Source organism: Streptomyces sp. GC420 (assembly GCF_009916105.1).
Classification (GTDB): Bacteria; Actinomycetota; Actinomycetes; order Streptomycetales; family Streptomycetaceae; genus Streptomyces.
Genome location: NZ_JAAAXQ010000008.1, coordinates 1 through 20,765, shown reverse-complemented (window position 1 = coordinate 20,765; position 20,765 = coordinate 1). Strand labels below are relative to the sequence as shown.

The 20,765-nt window shown below is 70.9% G+C and carries 17 protein-coding genes; 9 read left to right on the top strand and 8 right to left on the bottom strand.

Annotated elements, in window-relative coordinates; translation table 11 throughout:
* Nucleotides 1–154 precede the first annotated feature (154 nt).
* The 3 genes from GUY61_RS02145 to GUY61_RS02135 all read left to right on the top strand — a co-directional run bounded on the left by GUY61_RS02145 (nucleotide 155) and on the right by GUY61_RS02135 (nucleotide 2,558).
* Nucleotides 155–778, top strand: a complete 624-nt coding sequence (locus GUY61_RS02145; RefSeq protein ID WP_166628307.1) for a hypothetical protein — start codon at nucleotides 155–157, stop codon at nucleotides 776–778.
* A gap of 163 nt (nucleotides 779–941) precedes the next feature.
* Complete coding sequence (locus GUY61_RS02140) at nucleotides 942–1,958, top strand: phosphotransferase family protein (RefSeq protein WP_166628306.1); 1,017 nt, start codon at nucleotides 942–944, stop codon at nucleotides 1,956–1,958.
* A gap of 234 nt (nucleotides 1,959–2,192) precedes the next feature.
* The gene (locus tag GUY61_RS02135) at nucleotides 2,193–2,558 is read left to right on the top strand and encodes a VOC family protein (protein ID WP_166628305.1); all 366 of its coding nucleotides are present in this window, start codon (nucleotides 2,193–2,195) and stop codon (nucleotides 2,556–2,558) included.
* A gap of 72 nt (nucleotides 2,559–2,630) precedes the next feature.
* On the opposite strand, the gene GUY61_RS02130 is transcribed toward GUY61_RS02135, so the two are convergent.
* Nucleotides 2,631–3,629, bottom strand: coding sequence for a polyprenyl synthetase family protein (locus GUY61_RS02130; protein ID WP_313896467.1), 999 nt, complete (start codon nucleotides 3,627–3,629; stop codon nucleotides 2,631–2,633).
* Between the two features lie 290 nt (nucleotides 3,630–3,919).
* On the bottom strand, nucleotides 3,920–4,108 hold the full coding sequence (locus tag GUY61_RS02125; protein ID WP_166628292.1) for a hypothetical protein: 189 nt from the start codon (nucleotides 4,106–4,108) through the stop codon (nucleotides 3,920–3,922).
* Between the two features lie 250 nt (nucleotides 4,109–4,358).
* Here GUY61_RS02125 and GUY61_RS39595 point away from each other — a divergent pair, with 250 nt between their 5' ends.
* Both GUY61_RS39595 and glgC read left to right on the top strand, forming a co-directional pair.
* Entirely contained in the window at nucleotides 4,359–5,243 is an 885-nt protein-coding gene (locus GUY61_RS39595) for an MFS transporter (RefSeq protein ID WP_313896466.1), read from the top strand.
* A gap of 109 nt (nucleotides 5,244–5,352) precedes the next feature.
* Nucleotides 5,353–6,573 (top strand): glucose-1-phosphate adenylyltransferase, encoded by a 1,221-nt coding sequence (glgC, locus tag GUY61_RS02115; protein WP_166628303.1) that lies wholly within the window; start codon nucleotides 5,353–5,355, stop codon nucleotides 6,571–6,573.
* 181 nt (nucleotides 6,574–6,754) lie between these two features.
* Here glgC and GUY61_RS02110 read toward each other — a convergent pair whose 3' ends face one another.
* A complete protein-coding gene (locus GUY61_RS02110) occupies nucleotides 6,755–8,944 on the bottom strand; it encodes a SpoIIE family protein phosphatase (protein ID WP_166628302.1) in 2,190 nt (729 codons plus the stop codon).
* A gap of 393 nt (nucleotides 8,945–9,337) precedes the next feature.
* On the opposite strand from GUY61_RS02110, the gene GUY61_RS02105 reads away from it, so the two are divergent.
* Nucleotides 9,338–10,360: a LacI family DNA-binding transcriptional regulator gene (locus GUY61_RS02105; protein ID WP_166628301.1), complete on the top strand. Its 1,023-nt coding sequence runs from the start codon at nucleotides 9,338–9,340 to the stop codon at nucleotides 10,358–10,360.
* Here GUY61_RS02105 and GUY61_RS02100 read toward each other — a convergent pair.
* The 4 genes from GUY61_RS02100 to GUY61_RS02085 all read right to left on the bottom strand — a co-directional run bounded on the left by GUY61_RS02100 (nucleotide 10,349) and on the right by GUY61_RS02085 (nucleotide 14,602).
* Nucleotides 10,349–11,353, bottom strand: a complete 1,005-nt coding sequence (locus GUY61_RS02100; protein ID WP_166628300.1) for a carbohydrate kinase — start codon at nucleotides 11,351–11,353, stop codon at nucleotides 10,349–10,351. The genes GUY61_RS02105 and GUY61_RS02100 overlap by 12 nt on opposite strands.
* A 32-nt stretch (nucleotides 11,354–11,385) precedes the next feature.
* Nucleotides 11,386–12,222, bottom strand: a complete 837-nt coding sequence (locus GUY61_RS02095; protein ID WP_243766116.1) for a carbohydrate ABC transporter permease — start codon at nucleotides 12,220–12,222, stop codon at nucleotides 11,386–11,388.
* Between the two features lie 2 nt (nucleotides 12,223–12,224).
* A complete protein-coding gene (locus GUY61_RS02090) occupies nucleotides 12,225–13,142 on the bottom strand; it encodes a carbohydrate ABC transporter permease (protein WP_166628298.1) in 918 nt (305 codons plus the stop codon).
* A 119-nt stretch (nucleotides 13,143–13,261) separates the two neighbouring features.
* Nucleotides 13,262–14,602, bottom strand: coding sequence for a sugar ABC transporter substrate-binding protein (locus GUY61_RS02085; RefSeq protein WP_166628297.1), 1,341 nt, complete (start codon nucleotides 14,600–14,602; stop codon nucleotides 13,262–13,264).
* A 552-nt stretch (nucleotides 14,603–15,154) separates the two neighbouring features.
* On the opposite strand from GUY61_RS02085, the gene GUY61_RS02080 reads away from it, so the two are divergent.
* Together GUY61_RS02080 and GUY61_RS02075 are read left to right on the top strand one after the other, a co-directional pair.
* Nucleotides 15,155–16,507: a mucin-1 gene (locus GUY61_RS02080; RefSeq protein ID WP_166628296.1), complete on the top strand. Its 1,353-nt coding sequence runs from the start codon at nucleotides 15,155–15,157 to the stop codon at nucleotides 16,505–16,507.
* 256 nt (nucleotides 16,508–16,763) lie between these two features.
* On the top strand, nucleotides 16,764–17,216 hold the full coding sequence (locus GUY61_RS02075) for a nitroreductase family deazaflavin-dependent oxidoreductase (protein ID WP_166628295.1): 453 nt from the start codon (nucleotides 16,764–16,766) through the stop codon (nucleotides 17,214–17,216).
* A gap of 91 nt (nucleotides 17,217–17,307) precedes the next feature.
* Here the strand turns inward: GUY61_RS02075 and GUY61_RS02070 are convergent, their stop codons facing one another.
* Nucleotides 17,308–19,557 (bottom strand): glycoside hydrolase family 9 protein, encoded by a 2,250-nt coding sequence (locus GUY61_RS02070; protein WP_166628294.1) that lies wholly within the window; start codon nucleotides 19,555–19,557, stop codon nucleotides 17,308–17,310.
* Nucleotides 19,558–20,037: 480 nt separating this feature from the next.
* On the opposite strand from GUY61_RS02070, the gene GUY61_RS02065 reads away from it, so the two are divergent.
* On the top strand, nucleotides 20,038–20,493 hold the full coding sequence (locus GUY61_RS02065; RefSeq protein WP_166628293.1) for a PPC domain-containing DNA-binding protein: 456 nt from the start codon (nucleotides 20,038–20,040) through the stop codon (nucleotides 20,491–20,493).
* Nucleotides 20,494–20,765: the final 272 nt, after the last annotated feature.

Sequence of the window (20,765 nt, the reverse complement as noted above, 5' to 3'; positions counted from 1 at the left end):
TCGGCATCGGTGGAGAGATGTTGACGGCCGCGTCGAATACCCTGCGGCTCCCGCCGAACTCCGTGCGGGTGCGATGGACGCCGACTCGGCTGATGACCGCCTCACTCACCAGCGCAAAATACCTCGTCCCTCCGATAGCACAGGAGTGTGCAGCGTGACCGAAATGGAAGAATTGCAGGCATGGGCCGCGAAATGGCTGGGAGATCGAGAGATCCCACAGGAATTCCTCCAGCTGACGGCCATTCAGAACGCCCGGCTCAAGGGCGGCCACGAGCGCGCCGCCCTGGAAGCGGCACGACCGACAGAAGCCGACGGCGAAAATGCCGAGAAGTTCCTGGAGTACATGCAGGACTTCTCTGACCCTCTACACTGCCTTGGCATCAAAATCCTCGGCCCTGAAAGCGCTCGAGGAGATGGTCTCGCACGTGCCGTCCTCGACGATGAAGCGAACGCGGAGGTTCCACACCTCGCTGCATTGCTGAGCTACTTTCTGCCCGCAGCGGAGACGAAAAATGATCTGGTTTACGGGTACTGGCTGTATCCGGGTGAAGTCTGGCCGCCGCCTGTTGTCTACATCGACACCGAAGCCACGTTCTTCACCGAAAGGGGCCGTACTCTTGCAGAGGCGTTGCTGGCGGACTGCTGGGACGATGCGGCGGTTGCCTTGCTTGGGCAATGGTTCGCCGACCTCGGCCTCCCGGTGACGGTTCGCGCAAACGCAGAGATCCCGGATTCTCCCGTCCGCATGGATCCACAGGTCCTGGAGAGCGAACTGTGAGCAGGACTGCGTTGCCGACGACACAGCCGGCTGGCGCCCCAGAGTCTCGCACCACGACCGCACCCGCCTTCTGCAACGAGTTGAGGGCCTGGGCGGGCCACGCGGCCGAGGGCCTCGCCCTGCGCGGTCCGTGGTGCCGGTGCCACCCGCACGTCCGGTCCCGATGGTCCGTCAGCGGTGGTCCATTAGGCTGGCTCGCGTGGAAAAGTGCCAGAGCACGACAGCCGGCGCCGCCGCCGTTGACCGGGACTGGTCCAGCACCCGGCTGTGGGTGGAGCGGAGCCTCCCTCCCGGAGACCGGATCCGGGTTGTCGCGGCGCTGCGGGGTGGCTGGACGTCACATATGCGCCGCCTCGACATCGAGGGCAAGGACGTGCCGTACTCACTGGTGCTCCGGTCCTTCGTCAAACCGTTCTACCTCAGGCACGCGCCGGGGCTGCTCACGCGGGAAGCGGACATGCTCCGTCTGCTCACGGACACGAACGTGCCGGCCCCGCGTCTTCACCGCTTCGACGCAGCGGCCGAGCAATGCGACCACCCTTCGCTGCTGATGTCATGGCTGCCGGGACGCATCAGGCTGGACGAGGAGGACATCGAGCGCAGGAGCGAACTCCTCGCCCGGCAGATGGCGGCGATTCACCGGTTGCGCGTTCCGGAGCGGACGCGGCCGCGCACCTACGAGGCCTGGACGAGTCCGGAGTCGGCGTGTCTGCCCGAGCGCACGCGCCGACCCGGGCTGTGGCAGCGCGCGGTGGATGTGATCCGCCGTCCGCCACCGGCCCACCGGCCCTGCTTCCTGCACCGCGACTTCCATCCGGGGAACGTCCTCTTCACGGGAACCGGAGCCGGCCTGGCGATCACGGGTGTCGTGGACTGGGTGGAGACGTCCTGGGGGCCGGCCGACCTGGACGTCGCCCACTGCTCCACCGCGCTTGCCCTGCTGCACGGAGTGCACGCCGGTATGCGTCTGGCGGATCACTACGTCGCGGCCGGAGGAACGCTCGGCGAAGACCCGGCAGACCACCTGTACTGGCGTGTGCTGGACGCCCTGGCCTTCGCGCCGGACGCGGAGAAGGTGGCCGTGCCCTGGCGGGAACTCGGAAGGCACGACCTGACGCCGGCCTTTCTCGCGCGGCGCCTGGAGGAATACCTCCAGGCGCTCTTCAGCCGGTACGGCTGAGAACCTCCGCCCCGGGCGCGGAAGCCCGCTGGGGGCCGGGGCCTCGGCGTAGCCGGTGAAAGGCGCTGAGCCCGGCCACGGCCGGCCCGCATCGCTGCGCAGGTACGGCGGCAGAGCGGTCAGCCGGCCTACGCCGACGCCGAGCCGAAACCCGACGCCGCCCCGGACCCCGATCCGTCGGTGGTCCGATTTCCCAGCGAGTCCTTGACGGCAGAAGACAGTACACTTGGACATGTGTCTGATGTCGCGCTGGTACTGGGCACCATCACCGTTGATTCGGCCGACGCGCCGGCTCTGGCCGACTGGTGGGCGCTTGTACTGAACGGTTCAGTGGAAGGCTTCCCCGAAATCGGCATCCAGGTCGTGCGCACCGACCGCCTCAGGGGCCTCAACCTCGCGGTACAGCACTCCGAGAACCCGACACCGGGCAAGAACAGGATTCACCTGGACTTCGGCGCGGCGAATCGCGCTGAGGCCGTCGATCGCCTCATCGGGCTCGGCGCCAGGCGCATCAGCGACAACGACTTCCAGGGGTTGGGCTGGACCGTACTCGCCGACCCGGACGGCAACCACTTCTGCGTCTCGGATCCTCAGCCCTGACACCGCAGTGACACGCCCGGTTCGCGGGGGAGGGCCCTGAGATCGGATCAGCATGAACCGGACGTCACGCGATTACGCCGAAGCCCTGCGCTGCGCGCCGGGACGGAGGAGCATCCGGCCGGACTGGTCGACCATGTTGCGCAGCGCTGTCAAGTAGCGCTCCTGGCCTCCCAGTTCGTCCAGGACGCGATGTGCCTCGTCACGGAACGCGTCGATGTCCTGCCGATACTCTTCGAGAAGGGCCGGTTCGGTGAGCAGGTCCATGAGTTCCTCGCGGGCGTCTTCGCTGTCCTTCGAGGCTGTGGACAGGCTCCTGATGCGTTCCCGGCGCGGGGGCGGTGCCTGTTCGACGGCGCAGGCGAGGAGGTAGGTGACCGTGCCGTTCGCCAGGTCCTCGTTCCGGCCGGAGAGAATGTCCTCCTGGTCGTTGAACAGCTGCCAGAGAATGCCGAACAGGCAGCCGAACTCACGCCACTGCTCGACCCGTTCCGCCTTCGCGCGGGCCAGGAGTGCACCCATGGCGGTGATCATCCCGAAAGGCGCCCCGGACTTGCCCCTGTAGACGTCGGTCACCGTCTCGCGGGCGGCTTCGCCGACGTGGGCCCGCAGGTCGCGCAACTGCCCTTCGGCGCCGGTGAACCAGCCCCGCACCAGTTCGCCGGCCAGGGAGGCGCGCACTGGTTCGGGGAGGCGCCGCGAGTGAATGATCCGGGTCGGCAGCGTGTTTCCGGCGACGACGGCGGCGAGGAGCGCCTCGTCGTGCCGGAGGCCGGCCGTGTCGACCGCGCCGGGCCCGTCGGCCAGGTCGTCGAGGTAGCAGGCGAATTTCCACCACAGTACGTGCACCGCGGCCAGCGGGACGGCCGGCTGCGGTGCGCCCGTCTCCGCCGCGTGCACCAGCATCGGCAGTACCGACAGGGGATGCCTCAGCTCGCGGTGTCCGAGGAGTTCGGTGACCGCGCCGCCGATGGTGTGCGTGGAGGGTGCGATGCCGGCGAGTGCGGTGGCGATTTCCGCCTCGATGTCGGCGGCGAATTCCCGGTACAGGTCCAGGTACGACAGCGGCGTCACGCAACACCCTCCACGGGAACTCCTCGAACCGACATACGCCGTCGTTGATTCGATCATCGCGTCCGGGGGGTATCCAGAGCGATTTTCGGTCCGGCCGGTTTCCGCCGATCTCGACGCCGCATCGACCTCGCAGTGCCCGGTGCCCTGCCGCCGTCCGCCGGTTCCGGGACGCGGAAGGTGTGGCCGGTCCGCGGACCGGCCACACCGTAATCGTCGATCCCGGGCCGGCCCCGGGCATGGGCCCGTGACGGCGCCGGTCCACCGGTCGGGTCTCGTCGGCGGCCTTGTCGTCACGGGCGGGAACAGGTCCGCGATCGTCGCCGTCCAGCCGTGGAGGGTCTCCAGTCCGAGCAGTACTCGGGGGCGTCCCCCAGGTTGTCCCCGGTGGTCAGGGGGAGCGGAATGTCGGCGATCTTCCTGATCCCCTTCGTGCCGCCCAGCAGGGCGACGGCATTCTTGCCCGCGGGTTCGCCGATCACCTGCGGTGAGTTGGCGACGGTGGCGGAGAACCGCCCCTCCCTGATGGCGGCCAGACCTTCGCCGGTGCCGTTCTCAAATCAACTTGCGTCGGCTTGCTCTGCCACCGGAAGCGTTGTCCCGCTCGCTTTGACTTCGAGAATCCGAATTCGTTGCGGATGCACCCGGTCATGCCTCCGCCGCGTCGTGCCCGGCCCTCCGACCGGGGATCGGGGAAGCCGGGCTCGACAGCCGCACTGCATGATGGCGGCCATGGCGCTCGGTCCGCTCATCGCCGGGGTGATCGTCGACCACGTGGGCTGGCGGTGGATCTTCCTGCTTCCGGTGCCGGTGTCTCTGGTGACCCTGGTCTTCGCCGCGCGGCTGCTGGCCGACTCCCGGGCTCCCGGCACGCGCAGACTCGACTGGCCGGGGCAGCTCACCGCGGCGGTGGCGATCACGGCACTGGTGTACCGGGTGATCGAGGGCGGCGCCGAGGGCTTCACCGCTCCCCGGGCGCCGGCCTCCCTGGCGCTGGCCGCCGTGAGCGCCGCCGCCTTCGTGGAGGTGGAGAGGCGCAGCGACAGCCCGATGCTGGAGCTGTCCCTGTTCCGCAGCGCGGCGTTCACGGCGTCCACGCTGGTGGCCATGGCCGGCTTCCCGGGGCTGATCGGCTTCTTCTTCGTCCTGAGCCTCTACCTCGGTCTCGTGCAGCGGCTGGACACCCTGCACGCCGGTGTGCGCATGGTGCTGGTCAACATCGTGTCCATGGTCCTCGGGGTCGTGATGGGCCGGGTGATGCGCCACCTCTCGGCACGGGTCCTCATCACGGCCGGTCTGCTGATCACGGCAGCCGCCCTGCTGTCCTTGCCTGCGGCGGGTCAAGACCCTCACCCTCCCCCACGAGTCCCGCTGACCCGGCGCGCCGCCGTGCGGCGACCTGTCGGGGGTGTCCGGCCGCTACCCCGGTGCCGCTCCTGCCGTCCGCGGCCGGGCGCGCGGCGCAGCACATGCCGAAGGGGACCGTGCGGCGGAGAATCGGGCTGTGGGCCGTGTTCCGGAACGGGCCGTCCGCCGGAGGGCTCGCAGGCTTGTGCTGGTGAACGGCTTGTGCTGGTGGACGGTGCCGCCCGGCCGGGACCTTACGGGCGCGGGTGAACGGCAGCGCGGCGGCCCCGGCGGGCGGCGCGGGGAGAGGGGGGTGCGAGGACCGGGCGAGCGGCGCTCCGGAGCACCGGGAGCAGCGGAAACAAGGAAAGGGGCGGCCATGCGCGGTGGACCTTCTGTGCTGGGGATCGTACTGGCGGGCGGAGTGGGCAAGCGGCTGATGCCGCTGACGGCCGACCGCGCCAAGCCGGCGGTCGTGTTCGGCGGCACGTACCGGCTGGTGGACTTCGTACTGTCCAACCTGGTCAACGGCGACATCCTGCGGATCTGCGTGCTCACGCAGTACAAGTCGCACTCCCTGGACCGCCACGTCACCACGACCTGGCGCATGTCCAGCCTGCTGGGCAACTACGTCACGCCCGTACCCGCCCAGCAGCGCCTCGGCCCCCGCTGGTACCAGGGCAGCGCGGACGCGATCATGCAGTCCCTCAACCTCGTGCACGACGAACGCCCCGACCACGTCGTGGTGTTCGGCGCCGACCACGTCTACCGCATGGATCCGCGGCAGATGCTCGCCCAGCACATCGACAGCGGCGCCGGTGTCACGGTTGCCGGGATCAGGGTGCCCCGCGAGGAGTCCTCCGCCCTGGGGATCATCACCCCCGGGGCCGACGGCAGGAAGGTGGCCGGCTTCCTGGAGAAGCCCGCCGAGCCACCCGGCCTCCCCGACGACCCGGACCACGTCTTCGCCTCGATGGGCAACTACATCTTCACGACCCGGGCCCTGGTGGAGGCGGTGCTCGAGGACACCGAGAACGAGGAGTCCGCGCACGACATGGGCGGCTCCATCCTCCCCATGCTGACCGCGCAGGGCGAGGCACAGCTGTACGACTTCGGGGAGAACGACGTACCCGGCCAGACCCCGCGCGACCGCGGCTACTGGCGCGACGTCGGAACGCTCGACGCGTACTACGACGCCCACATGGACCTGATCTCCGAGAAGCCAGCCTTCAACCTCTACAACCGCGACTGGCCCATCTACACCAGCAGCGGCAGCCAGCTGTCCCCCGCACGCTTCAACGTCGGCGGCTTCGCGAGCGAGTCGATCATCAGCCCCGGCTGCCTGATCCGCGGACAGGTCTCGCGCTCGGTGCTCTCGCCGGGGGTGGTGGTGGAGCGGGGCGCGGTCGTCCAGGGTTCCGTGCTCCACGACAACGTCAGGATCGGACGCGGAGCCGTCGTCAGGAACGCGATTCTCGACAAGAACGTGGACGTGCCGGCCGAGGCGACCATCGGCGTCAACCTGGACTACGACAAGGAGATCTACACCCTCTCCGAGAACGGCATCCTCGCTCTCGGCAAGGGGCAGCGCGTCTCCTGACGGGGGGACGGCGCGCCACGGGCCCGGGCGCCACGACGGCCCACGCCGTGTGCCGTCACCGCGTCGTGTGGCGCTGCCGCGGCGTGCGGCGCCCCAGCGGCGTCCGTGCGTGCCCGCGCGGCCTGCTCCCCGCCGGGTGGGCCGTGACACCGGGGCCGGCGGTCACCGGCCGCCTGCGGCGTCACCCTTCGCCCGCGGCGCCCGGTCCCCCGGCGGGCGCCGCGGGCCCTGGGGAACGACCGGAGATCCGCAGGAGCAGCAGGGCGGTGTCGTCGGTCCGCTCGCCGCAGGACTCGGCCTGCTCGACCAGTGCGTCGGCGATGCTCTCGAGGGAATGACCGGCCTCGGCGAACGCGGCCTTGAGCCCGGTGAGTTCGCTGTCGTCGCGGTTGGCCGGGGACTCGGCCAGTCCGTCGGTGTAGAGGGCGAGGACGGCGCCGGGAGGCAGCTCGACCTCCGTGACGGGGAAGGCGGCCGCGGGCTTGACCCCGAGCAGGGGCCCCGGTGGCACATCGAGGATGCCGCAGCGGTGGCCGGCGCTCCGCAGGAGCGGAGGGCAGTGGCCCGCGGAGGCCAGGCGCACGCGGTGTCGGTCGATGTCGATCTGCGCGCACAGGCAGCTGGTGAGCAGGTCCGCGTCCAGGTCGGTGAGCAACTGGTTGGTGCGGACGAGGATGCGTCCCGGGGTCTTTCCCGCGACGGCGTAGGCGTGGATGGCGGTGCGGACCTGGCCCATGAGGGCGGCGGCGTGCACGTTGTGGCCCTCCACGTCGCCGATGACGGCGACGGCCTCGGCGGGCCCGGTGCACACGATGTCGTAGAAGTCGCCGCCGACGTCGACGCCGAAGCCGGAGGGCAGGTAGCGGACGGCCGTCTCCAGACCGGGGACGCCCGGCAGCGCGTGGGGCAGGAGGCTCTCCTGGAGCCCCCGGGCGAGTTGCCGCGCCGCGTCGTAGAGGCGGGCCCTGTCCAGGGCCTGCGCGATCAGGCCGCTGAAGGCGACGAGGGTGGAACGCTCCTCGGCGGTGAAGGTGTGCGGCCGGCGGTAGCCCAGGACGCAGGTGCCCACGGTGCGTCCGGACACCAGCAGCGGCAGGTACGCCCAGGCCGCCATGCCGTCGTCGACCTCAGCGCGGGCGGGATACCTCAGGCCGAGTTCCCGGCGGCTGGAGAAGAAGGACGGCCTTCCCTCGGTGAGTCCGAGCACTCCGGGTGTCGTCGGGGAAGTGAGCGGTGTCCGGTCCAGGTCGGCCACGGCCCGGGGGGCGAATCCCTGCTGCCCGACGATGTGGATCCGGCCCGCTTCCGCCACCAGGAGGGCGAAGGCCTGGGCGTCGAAGGCGAGCATGAACTGGTCGGCCACCAGTTCGATGACGTCCTGTACGCCGGCGGCCTCGGTGAGGGCACCGGACAGGTGCATGAGGTGGTGGATCGCGCCCAGCCGGACGCTTCCGGGACGTGAGGCGGCGGCGTCCGGGGCGGATCGCCCCGGCCCGGGTCCGCCGGCGGCGGGGGTGATGCGCACACTGACGCCCGTGGGGTCGGGATGGAGCCGGAAGTCGAAGTGCGCACCGGGGCGGCGGGAGGCGGTGAAGGACACCGGCCGCTGGCTGACGACGGCCTCGCGATGGTGCCACTCGCACACGGGATCGCTCAGCCACGGCAGCGATTCCCAGGGACGGGTGCCGAGCAGCCGGTCCTTGGGGCCGAGGAGTGCCACGGCCGCCGGGTTCATGAACGTGAGCCGCCCGTCGGGATCGAGCGAGACGGCGGCCTCCGGGAGACGGGCGAGGTGGTCCAGGGCCGCGAGCGCCTCGTCCGCGCCCGCGGGCCGCGCCCGCACGGGAGGGATGCCGCGCGGTTCGGCGGGAGGCACAAGGCGGTGCCCGGCCCGGTCGGCGGCCGAGAGGACGGCGGCACACCTCTCGGTGGCCTCACCGATGGTCCGGGTCTCGTCCGGACTCAACTCGGGCGGTCTCCCGGGCCTCCAGAACAGCAGCATGCCGCCCCACGTGGTGCCCTCGGCGGCCAGCGCGGCGGTCGCCATGGCGTACTGGTGCGGGAAGGCCATGGCGGGCTGCGGGTAACGCCGCGCGTACTCCTCGCTCGACGGCACCCAGACCAGCTTCCGCCCGCGCACCGCCTCTATCAGCGGGTCCGCGTGCCGGGCGGAGAGGCGGAGCCGGAACAGCGGCCGGGCGAAGCGCGGCGGTATGCCCGTGCCGACCTCCGCACTCAGGATCTCGCCACCGGGCTCCAGGAGATAGAGGGCGCCCGCGTGCGCTCCCACGCGCTGCATGGTGTCGACCAGAGTCTGGTCCAGCAGACGTCGCGCGGCGGCCGGATCCAGGTCCGCGATGTGGCTCGGCATGGTGGCTCCGCTCACACCATATCCCGGCGGGTGCCGCGCCGCCCGCCCCGTGGCGGGCCGGCCCGTCACGGGGCGCGGCGCCGGGACCACTCCGCGCACCGGTGGCGGAAAGCGACTTCGGCCTCGGCCACCCGCTCGCCCGGCGGCACCTCGCCACGGGTCTGTGGCTTCCGGACGAGCACCCCGCGGAAACTCTGCGCTCCGCACGGCGCTCAGCAGCCCGACGGGTTTACGCAAAGGTGCGCTCTGGGGCGACGGACTGAGGAAAATTACAGGCCACACCAACGCAAGCGCTTGCGTACGTGCCCGGTCCGCCGCTACCGTCGCCCCGAAGGCACGAGATCGCACAGGGTCACCCACGGGTCTGATCACACAAGGACTGAGGAGGTTCGCGTGACGGTGAGTATCACCGATGTCGCAAAGGCGGCGGGCGTGTCGGCGTCCACGGTCTCCCGCGCGCTGCGCGGGCGCTCCGGAGTATCCGACGAGGTCCGGGCGAGGATCACCGAAGTGGCTGCCTCGCTCGGCTACACAGCGTCGCGCAACGCCTCGGGCCTGGCCAGCCGACGGACCTTTACCGTGGGCGTGCTCACTCCTTTCGTGGGCCGCTGGTTCTTCGGCCAGGTCATCGACTCGGTCGAGAAGGTGCTCAGCGCCTCGGGGTACGACCTGCTGCTCTACAACGTCGGTTCCGACGAGGCGAGGGACCGCTTCTTCACGGCCATGCCCGCCCGTAAGCGGGTGGACGCCCTGCTGTCGCTCCTGGTCCTCACCGACGACGAGGCGGCGGCCCTCAGGTCGATGGAGGTCCCGCTCGCCGCTGTCGTGGGCGGCCCCCGGCCCGGCTTCGCCACCGTGGGCATCGACGACCGGGCAGGAGCCCGGCTGGCGGTCCGGCACCTGATCAACCTGGGGCACCGGCGCATCGGCCTCATCGGCACCGGGCCCACGGCACCCATGCACTGGACCACCCCGATCGAGCGGCGCCGGGCCTACCTGGAGACGCTGGCGGAAGCGGGCCTCGCCTTCGATCCGGAACTCGAGGCCGACGGCGACTACACCGTCGCGGGCGGGGAGCGTGCGATGACCCAGCTGCTCACTGCGGTCCACCCGCCGACCGCCGTCTTCGCGCAGTCCGACGAGATGGCCATGGGAGCTCTGCGAGCGCTGCGGCACCACGGGCTGCGGGTCCCCGAGGACATGTGCCTCGTCGGCTTCGACGACCACGAGCTCGCCGAGGTGGCGGGCCTGACCACGGTGGCACAGCCCGTCGCCGAGCAGGGAACCGCGGCCGCCCGCATCCTTCTGGACCAGATGCAGAACCCCGGCGCCGAAGCGCCGGAGTTCGTGGAGCTCCCCGTACGTCTCGTGGCCCGTGACACCACCGGGCCGCTGCGCGCTCCCTCAGCGCGGTAGCCGAGCGGCCGCTCCGCGACCGGCGATCGCGTCGGGGCCCGCGGCCACGTCGCAGGCCCAGGGCGGATCCGCGCCGGGCACGGCGCAGGTCAGGGCAGCGACCCGGGCGGCGTAGGAGCAGGATTCGGCGACCTCCCCGGGCGTGAGCCCTCCCAGACGGCCGCCAAGCCTGCCGAGCACGGCGAGCCGGTGCAGCAGACCGGCGGTGAAGGAGTCGCCGGCTCCCACCGTGTCCACGACCTCGGTGGGCGGGGCGGGAACCGTGACCCGCTCGCCGTCCAGGGATGCCAGGGCGCCGCGCCCGCCCAGGGTGACGACGACGAGGCGGGCTCCCATGGAGTGCCAGGTGTCGCAGGCCTCCTCCGGCGTCGCACCGGGGAGCAGCAGCTCCAGGTCGTCCTCGCTCAGGCGGAGTATGTCGGCGAGTTCGCACCAGCGTGGCAGGCGTGTGCGATAGGCGGCGGGCGGTACCAGCCGGGGGCGGACGTTGGGGTCGACCGACACGGTGGCGTGCTCGCGCACCGTCCGGAGGTACTCCTCGACGCGTGTGCCGCCGGGCTCCCGTATGAGCGCCAGTGAGCCGGTGTGCAGGCACGCCGTTCCGCGCAGCGGGACGGCGGCCAGTTCGCCGGAGGTCCACTGCCAGTCGGCGGTGCCTTCCGCGTGGAAGGAGTACGCGGCCTGACCGTGGCGGTCGAGGTCGGCCACGGCCAGGGTGCTGGACTCGTGCGCGCTGACGCTGCCGGTGAGGTCGACACCGGAGCCGGTGAGGTGGGTGCGGAAGAGCTCGCCGAATACGTCGTGGGAGATGCGGCCCAGGAACCGCGTGGGGGTTCCCAGCCTGGCGAGGGCGACCGCGGTGTTGGCCGGTCCGCCTCCGGGCAGCACACGCAGGGTGATGCCCCGGCTCGTGGTGACGGGAGCGCGGACCGCGGGGTCGGTGAAGGCGTCGGCGACGCATTCGCCGAGCACGGTGACGCGGGGACCGGTCATGGTGGTGTTCCTGCCTCTCTCGCTCTTTTCGCTCAGCCCTTGACGGCGGAGCCGGCCACGCCCTGGACGAACCAGCGCTGGAAGAACGCGAAGACGATCAGCACCGGCAGCACCAGCAGCACGCCGAAGGCGAGGATCTGGCCCCAGTCCGGGGGCTGCTGGCCCTGGAAGACGCTGATCGCCAGCGGCAGCGGGCGTACCGCCGGGTCGGAGACCATGAGGACCGGCCAGAGGAAGGAGCCCCACTGGACGAGGAAGGTGAGGATGGCCACCGACGCGAAGGCCGGTCTGCTCATGGGGATGATGATCGAGAAGAGCGTGCGCCACGGGCCCGCGCCGTCGAGCCGGGCCGCCTCCTCGATGCTGGGCGGTATGGCGCGGAAGAAGGTGTGGAACTGGTAGACGGAGAAGGCGTTGGCGAGGAAGGGCAGGGCCTGGATGTAGAGGGTGTTCCGCTGCCCGTTGAACATGTAGAACAGCGGCACCGCGACGGACTCGAAGGGCACGAGCATCAGCAGCAGGACGAGGGTGAAGAGTGCGTCCCGTCCTCGCCACCGCAGTCGTGAGAGTCCGTACGCGGCCATGGAGTTGATGATCAGGCCGCAGCCGACGACGATGGCCGCGAGCAGCAGGGAGACGCCCATGAAGCGCCAGAAGTAGCCGGTGCTGTCGGAGTTCAGGCTGTCGAGGACGGCGGAGTAGTTGTCCAGGGTCAGGTGGGTCGGCAGGAATCCGGACAGTCCGTCGAGCACCTCGTCGGACGGTTTGAGGCTGCCCAGGAACATGTAGATCACGGGAAGCGCGAAGACGAACGACAGCACGCCGAGAACGGCGTAGTCGGCGAACAGGCGCAGGGGCGTGCGGGTCATGCTCAGTCCTCGTTCTCGGGCCGGACGAAACGGCGCTGAAGGAGCGTCAGGCATATGACGATCAGGAAGAAGACGACGGTGACGGCGGCGGCGCGGCCCACGTTGTTCTGGTCGAAGGCCGTGGTGACCGCCTGGTACATCACCGTGCGGGTGGCGTCCTCGTTCAGCCCGCCGCCGCGGATCAGTACGTAGACCTGGTCGAACACCCGGAAGGAGAGCACCGAGGTGAGCATCGCCACGAAGACCAGCGTGCTCCGGATGCCCGGCAGGGTGACGTGCCGGAACTGCTGCCGGCGGGTGGCGCGGTCGAGCCGGGCGGCCTCGTAGAGCTCGCCGGGTATCTGCTGGAGGCCGGCGAGCAGGATGACCATCTGGAAGCCGACCCCCTGCCAGACCGACAGCACGATGACGGAGGCCATCGCGGTGGCGGCGTCCCCGAGCCAGTCGAAGGCGCCCCAGTTGCCGAACGTCAGGTGCGCCAGGGCCGAGTTGAGCATGCCCTGGTCACTGCGGGCGAGGATCAGCCGCCAGATGACGGCCACCAGCGCCATGGGGAAGACGACCGGCATGAAGAAGAAGGAGCGGAAGAGTCCGATGGCCTTCAGCTTGCGGTTCAGCAGGAGCGCGAGGGCGAGGGCCAGACCGGTCTGCAGCGGTACGACCACCACCGCGAAGGTCAGGTTGTTCAGCAGCGCCCGCAGGAACGGGCCGGACAGGTCGGGGTCGGTGAACAGCCGCCGGTAGTGCTCCAGGCCGAAGAAGCTCGGCTCCAGCGGGGAGCCGAGGCGGACGTTGTAGAAGGAGAGCGCGAGGGCGTAGACGAACGGCACGCCGACGAAGGCGATCAGCCCGAGGAGTGCCGGGGCCGACATCAGCAGCCCGTGCAGCCGGTCGCGGTTTCTCCTGGGTGTGGAACTCATGGACTGTGTCCTGTTCTGGAGTGTTCCGTCATGTCCCCCCGGGGGGCGGGTCCGCGTCCGGCCGTTCGACAGCGTCCCGGCGCTGTGCGCGGATGCCCGCCCGTACGGGGATGCGGGATTTACTGGTACGGGTAGCCTGCGTTGTCGGCGAAGTCGCGGTCGATGGCCCGCGCGGCCTTGGAGAGGGCCGTCTTCGGGTCGGCGCCGCCGTAGACCGCGCTCAGCGCCTTGCCGAATTCCGAGGTCACCACGGGGTACCCGGCGGTGACGGGCCGGGTGACGGCGACGCAGGACTCGGTGATGCGGGTGTCGCCGCAGGGCTGGTCCAGCTGCTGGGCGAAGAGCTGGAGCGGACCGCCCTCCTTGTACAGCCTGCTCTTGGCGAGTGCGCTCCTGGTCGCGGGCGGAGCGCCGTTGGCCTCGGTCATCGCAGCGACGTTCGTGTCGCCCAGCAGGTAGTCGAGGAAGGCTCCGGCCGCCTTGCCGTTCTTCGATCCCGCTCCGATGCCCCAGCCCCAGGAGCCCTGCCCCGTCTTGGGGCCCTTGCCGAAGTCCGGCAGCGGCAGCACGACGAGGTCGTCCCCGAGGGCCTCGCTGTATGCCGGGTACATCCAGTGGCCGACCCAGCTGAGGGCGACCCGGCCCTTGGCGAAGGCGTTGCCGTCGGTGTTGGGGTCGATGTCGGACTTCCACGACTGGAAGGTCTTCAGCGCCGAGACGGCCTCGGGCGAGTCGAGTGCCCCGGCGGCCTTGCCGTCCTTCATCAGGGTGCCGCCCGCCGACCACACGATGGGCGAGAACCCGTAGGTGCCCCACTCGGTGGCCAGGCCGTTGCCCTCCTGGATGTCGAGGGTCTTGCCGTCGGGGTCCTTGTCCTTCAGCCGGGCGAGCGCGGCCGTGAACTCCTTGGCGCTCCAGCCGTCGGACAGATCCTTCGGGTACGTCACTCCGGCCTTGTCCAGCAGCTTCTTGTTCCCGTAGATCCCGAGGCCGGAGTCGTACATGCCGAGGCCGTAGAGCTTGTCACCCACCGTGCCCTGCGCCTTGATCGCGTCGGTGACGTTGTCGATCGTCCCTCGGGAGACGTACGAGTCGAGCGGGGCGAGCTTTCGGGTGTAGACGAAGTTCGCCATGGTCGGGCCGTCGAACTCCATGACGTCCGGCAGCGCGGAGGCATCCGTGGTGGTGATGGTCTTGGTGTAGTCGTTGCCGGGGATGAGCTTCAGCTCGACCCGCACCTCGCCCTGCGAGGCGTTGAACGACCTGACCGCGCCCTGCAGCGCGTCGTCCTCGCTCTTCTGGCCCTGATGGGCCCAGACACTGATCGTCCCCTTGCCGCTGCCCGAGTCGGCCTCGGTGGTCCCGCCACCCCCGCCGCAAGCGGCCAGCGCCGCCATGGGCAGCGCGAGCGCCAGTCCTGTGCCGACCGTGTGACGGCGTCTCCTGCTCCTGCGGTTCATGCTGTTGCCTCCTGAATCAGTGCTGTTGCGAGGGGCCGGACTGCTGCTCGCTCGCGGGGAATGGCGGGACGCCGGGACGGAGCCACGGGACCCGGAGCCGGTGCGCTTCGCGCGGCGGCCGCACCGGCCGGCCGTCTCGCTGGAGGTGCCCGCCTTCGTGGCCCATGGCTCCGCGGCCACCGCGCCGTCCGTTGGGGAAGGCCCGACAGCCGGCCCGGGCCGGGTGCCCGCGGGCAGCCCTGTCCGGGACCGCGACGCGTGCCGCCGGCCCGGCGGCTCACCCGAACCGGCGTTCGGCGAAGCGTGCCGGCACGTCTCGCGGTTGACGCCGACGCCCCGCGCGGGCGGCATCGGCGATGCGGACCGGCACGGCAGGACCTCCCTCCCCCCGGACCACAGCGGTGTGGGCTGCGGGTGACCAGACCGTAGACCCGACGCGATGGTTGCGCAAGCGTTTGCGTTCATATTTACTCAGGCCTGTTCCTAGATGGAGCCTCGAATCAGTTTGATCAGCGCACACGTTTGGGCGCTGTGGATCGGCAGGAGCTGCCCATGCGATACGCCCCGCCAGGCCTCTGCGTGAACGACTTCGCGCTACTGGACGATGAAGCCGGCACGTACACGGTCCTGCACCTTCAGGGCCCGTGGACGGAGCGTTTCGACCACCTGTCGATGGAGACCTCGTACGGGAGGGCGACCTCGACCGATCTCGTCCGCTGGGAACCGCGGGGCACCGCCTTCGGCACGGGCCTTCCTGGCCGCTTCGATCAGCGAGCCGTGTGGACCATGCATCCCTTCCGACACGAGGGCGGGATGGCGATGTTCTACACCGGGGTCAGCGGACTCACCCCCGGCGGCCTGCCCCTGCAGGCGGTGGGCCTCGCCCACTCCGACCGCGTGGACGGGACCGGCTGGCGGCGCCACGGCACCGGACCGGTCGTCGAGGCCGACGGGCGGTGGTACCGCACCGGCGAACACATGGCCTGGCGTGACCCCTTCGTCGTGCGCAATGACGACGACACCGGCTGGGTCATGGTGATCTGCGCGAGTGACGCCTCGCTGCCCGTCGAACGCAGCGGTTGCGTCGCCCTGGCCGTCTCCGAGGACCTGGAGCACTGGGAGGTGCGGCCGCCCCTCATCTCCCCGGGTGACATCGACGAGTTGGAATGCCCGGTCCTGGAACGGCTGGAGGAGGGCTGGCTGCTGATCGGCTGCGTCGGTGCCACGAACAGCTTCGAGGCCTGGAGCGCTCCCCGCCTCGACGGCCCGTGGGAACGGCACGGACCGCTCGGCCCCTCGGGTGCCTACGCGCCCCGCGTCACCACCGCTCCCGACGGAGCCCGCGTCGTCCTGCACACCACTCCCCGCCGCGTCGGGCTGACCGATGCCGGCGCCCGCTGCCGGGGCATGCTCGCCCAGCCCAAGACCCTGGTCACGAGCGGCGGCTCGGCGCCGCGACTGCAGTGGTGGGACGGCCTGGACGGCTGGCTGGGCGCGGAGACGGTACGACCCGCCCTGCACGCCCTGGCCGACGTCGACGTGGAACGGGACGGGGACGAACCGCTCGAAGTGGTGCTGCGCACCGACCTCCCCGGGGGCGGCCGGCCCTCACTCACCGTGGGCTGCCACGGCCGGAAGCTGTGGGCCGCGGGCCCGGGCGGTTCCCGGCTGTGCGGGACCGAACTGCCGGATCCCGCCCGCACCCTGCGCATTCTCACCGTCGGCGAGTACGTCGAGGTGTACGCGGACGAGGTCTTCGTCCTCACCACGATGTGCTACTCGGGCCACGCCGCTCCTTGGACGGTCAGCACGCCGGCCACCACGAGGAGACTGCCCGTCCGGCCGGTGCGGCTCCCCGACCAGGACCGCGACGATGCGTCGGCGGTGTGGCCCGGGCGGTCCTGAACGGGAGCGGTGCGGCCGCGGCCGGCAGTTCGCATCCGACCGCCGTCCGTTGCCCCCGGCTTCCGGGAGATGCCTCCGGCCCTCGCCGGGCGCACCGGAGAGCCGGGCCGGACCGCGAGGACCGGATCTGGCCGGTATTCCTCCGGACGAGGGACGTCGTCACGGAAGATCGCGGGTAAGGGAATCATGTCCGGGTCCCGGGATCTTGACGGCCCGGACTCCGACGGTGCAGAACCGACAGGACAGGACGCACAGCATGCCGCTTGAAGGCGAATACGAGCCGAGCCCCGAGCAGTGGGTACGTGATCAGGTCGCCCTGTACGAAAGCTCGGGCGGGACAGAGGGAACGACGATGCGGGGAATGCCGGTCATCGTGCTCACCACCCGGGGCGCGAAGTCCGGAAAGCTCCGCAAGAACCCACTCATGCGGGTCGAGCACGAGGGCGTCTATGCCGCGGTCGCATCGCTCGGCGGCGCGCCCAAACACCCTCTCTGGTACCACAACCTGGTCGCCCACCCGCGGGCGGAGGTCCAGGACGGGCCGCGGCGGTGGGACGTGACGGCCCGGGAGGTCACCGGGGACGAGAAGGTCCTGTGGTGGAGCCGCGCGGTCGGGGCCTACCCCGACTACGCCGAGTACCAGAAGAAGACGGGCCGTGAGATCCCCGTCTTCGTCCTGGAACCCGTGGACGGTTCCTCCCAGGACTGAGCGTTCTCCCGCCCGTGGTGTTCACGGCGGTCCGCGGCGGGACCGCGGGGAGCACCACGGGCGGAGCGTGCGGACACCGGGGACCGGCTGTTCAGTCCCTGGACAGGTCGGCGACGAAGGACGCCACCCACGCCAGCGCCGCGTTCCAGTTGACGGCGGTCTCATTGGTCGACCAGGACTGGATGTCGTCGATGTAGCAGAACTGGCCCACACAGCCCTGGAGCTTCCCCTGGGCGAAGGGGTCCTGGATGCTCGAGTTCGGTCCGCCGGCCAGCGTCCCCCGGGGCGGGTTCGGCAGGCTCGGGTCCAGTTGGCGGGCGTACCACCGGCTGTGCTGGTTCTGCGAGCTCACCTCGCCGTAACCGGTCACGTACGACTGGTTCAGCGCGTTGCGGCCGAGTATGTAGTCGAGGGTCTCCACGACCGCGTCCCGGTAGACGGTCCGGCCGGTGAGGTCGTACGCGTGGGCCATCACCACGGCGTTGTTGAGCACCTGGCTGTTGGAGCCCCAGTCGTACCTGTTGCCCTCCGGGCCGTACGGGAGGCCGTACGGGTGTGCTCTCTGCGTGGCCAGGTAGGTACCGGCGCCCTCGATCACGGAGCGGCGGACCCGGTCACGGTCCGGCAGGCCGTTCGGGACGGTCGCCAGGTCGAGCCGGCCGGGCACCGCCGTCCTGCCCCAGTCGAAGCCCGCGGGGGTGAAGATGTCGGCGGTGTGCAGCGGGGAGGCGAGAACGTGGTCGGCGTACTTCTTCTCGCCGGTGGTGATGAACAGTTCGGCGGCCGCCCAGTAGAACTCGTCGGTCGCGTCGCCGTCGTAGTAGGCACCGCCGCCGGTGCCGTCGGAGTCGGACGGGTACTTCTCCGGGTTGGCCACCGCCGCCGCCCAGGCTGCCCTGGCGGCCGCAAGTGCCCTGGCGGCGAAGGCGCTGTCGTGGCGCCGGTAGATCCGGGCCGCCTGCGCCGCGGTGGCGGCCAGATTGAGGGTGGCCTGGGTCGTCGGCGCGTGGAGTTCGCGCTTCTCCGGGTCGAGGTGCGGCAGCAGCGGCAGGCCGGTCCACTTCTCGTCGTGGATCTTGTTGTGCACCATGCCGGCCAGCGGCTCGCCCGCCGGCACCTGCATCTTCAGCATGAACTCCAGTTCCCAGCGCGCCTCGTCGAGGATGTCCGGCACCTTGTTGGCGCTCTCGGGAAGGGCCAGCGTGCCGTCGCCGAGTTTCTCCGGCTGAGCGGACTCCGCCCGGCGCGAGCGCTCGTACTCGCTCAGCAACTCCCAGGTGGTGATGCCGCCGTTGATGACGTACTTGCCGTGGTCGCCCGCGTCGTACCAGCCGCCGGTGACGTCGAGCGAGTAGTCGCACAGCCCCCGCTGACAGGGGACGTCGTCGTCGCCGGTGTTCGGCGCCGTGTTCAGGTGGCCGGCCGGACGCGCGTATCCGGGGCGCAGGGAGCCCAGGATCTCGATGCCGCTGCGCTGGGTGTAGTAGTACCCGAGCGCGTCGGTCCGCAACCGCTCGTAGGCGCTCGTGCCGATGTCGAACGGCCTGCTGGTCTCCCCGTCGGCCACCAGGGTGAAGCCGGCGCCGCGGGTGCGGTACGAGCCGAAGTCGATCGTCTGGACGTTCTGGCCCGAGGAGGCGTCGATCCCGCGCGGCACCGACTGCCCGCGGGCGACCGTCGCGCCCTCGGCGTTCTTCAGCCGCCAGGGCACCGGATCGGTGGCCTCGGTGACGAGGGTGGCACGCTTCGGCCCCCGGGGCAGATAGGCGACCTGGTTGACCCGTACCCGGGGGCCGGTGTCGGGCTCGTACACCTCCGGCGGCACTCCGCCGAGCAGTGAGACGTCGTCGACGCAGAAGCGCCACGGATCCGCGCTCGCGCCGAGCTGGAAGCCAACCTGTCCCTGCGCGGTGTCGACCGGCGAAGTGAACGTGAAGGTATACGTGTTGCCGGAGACGCTCATCTGCGGGCTCACGTCGAGATAGGTGTCGTACGGCGGCTGCGAGAGTCCGACGACGGCCCGCAGTACATGGCCCTCGGGTGTGCCCGACGCGGAGAAACCGAGCCTGTACGACTCGCCCTTCACCAGGTTGATGTCGTTCTGGCCGATGGCGGCGTCCCAGGGGTTCGCGGTGCCGCCCGGCACGTCCGCGCAGAGCCGCCCTCCGGACAGCCCGGCGGAGAGGTTGGCGGTGGTCCACCAGGGATCCGTGCCGGTGTCGAAGCCGCCGTTCCTGATCTGTTCGACCTCGTCGGCCGAGGCTCGGTCGGCGGGCGTCACCGTCGGTGCGGTCGCGGCGAGGGCAGCCGCGACGAGCAAGGTCGTCAGGCGTCTGATCACGTGTGACTCCTCGAGGGAGGTGGGGGCCGCGCGGAGGTGGAGGACTGGCGCGCGGAGGGGCGCGGCGCCAAGTGGGAGCGCTCCCAACAGACCGGCGCAGCAATGCTCTTGGAGGATGGGCGCGCTGTCAACGGTTCGCGCGGAATGGCTCCCGGCCCGCGGGAGAGCACGCCGGAACCTCGCGAGAACACCGACCTCGGGAGAACGCCGGGATCGCGGGCACGCTCCGGAACCGCGGGAGCGGGCGCCCTCCCCGCCTGCCGACGGGTCCCGCGAACGCGCCCGTCGTCCGGGGAGGGCGCGGCGGGGCGGAGTCCCGGCGGTCGGGGCCGGACCCAGGCGCCTCGGGGGAAGGCCAAGAGGCGGCACGTGCTCCTGGCCGGCGCCCGTGCGTCCCGCCGGGCTAACGAGCCGACCGAATAGGGACCCACTGCGCGAAAGCAGGATATCCGGCCCGGGGAACCGGGTACCCGGCGTCCCATGAAGTGGCAGCAGATCGAAAGCTCGCCGGCGGCCACCTACGTGCTGGTCCTCGAACCGGGAGAAGAGACGGTGGCGGCACTGACCGCCTTCTCCCGGGCGCGGGACCTGCGTGCCGCCCAGGTCACCGCCGTCGGAGGCTTCGACGAGGCGGTCGTGGGGTGGTTCGACCGGCAGGCCGGGGACTACCGGCGCATCCCCGTGGACGGCCAGTGCGAGGTGCTGTCACTCGTCGGAGACGTCGCCGTTGGCGACGAAGGCCCAGTCCCCCACCTGCACGCGGTGCTGGGACTTCCGGACGGGACGACCCGCGGCGGGCACCTGCTGGTGGGCCGGGTCTGGCCGACCGTCGAGTTCGTGGTGCGGAGCAGCCCGTCCACACTGCACAAGACCTTCCGGCCTGAACTCGGCCTCGCGCTCATCGACCCGTCGCCCTCCGGGCGGGACGAGGCCTGATCCTCCGCCCGGGGGCGGTCGAGTCGAGGCGACGGGGTCCCGGCATCGCGCACCCCGGCCACCGCTGTCGCGCGGCGGCGGGCACGCCGGGCCTCCGGACGCGCCGGAGGCGGAGTGGAGGAAGCCGCCACTGCCACTGTCGCTGCCGCGCCCTGGCGGTCCGGCGCGGTTCGCTGCGGGCATCGGCGGCGGCGCCTCGGCCGCCGGCACGGCAATGCCCGCGAGGGCGTCCGCCGGCGACGGGGCCGGGCGGGACGCACGCCGACCAGGGG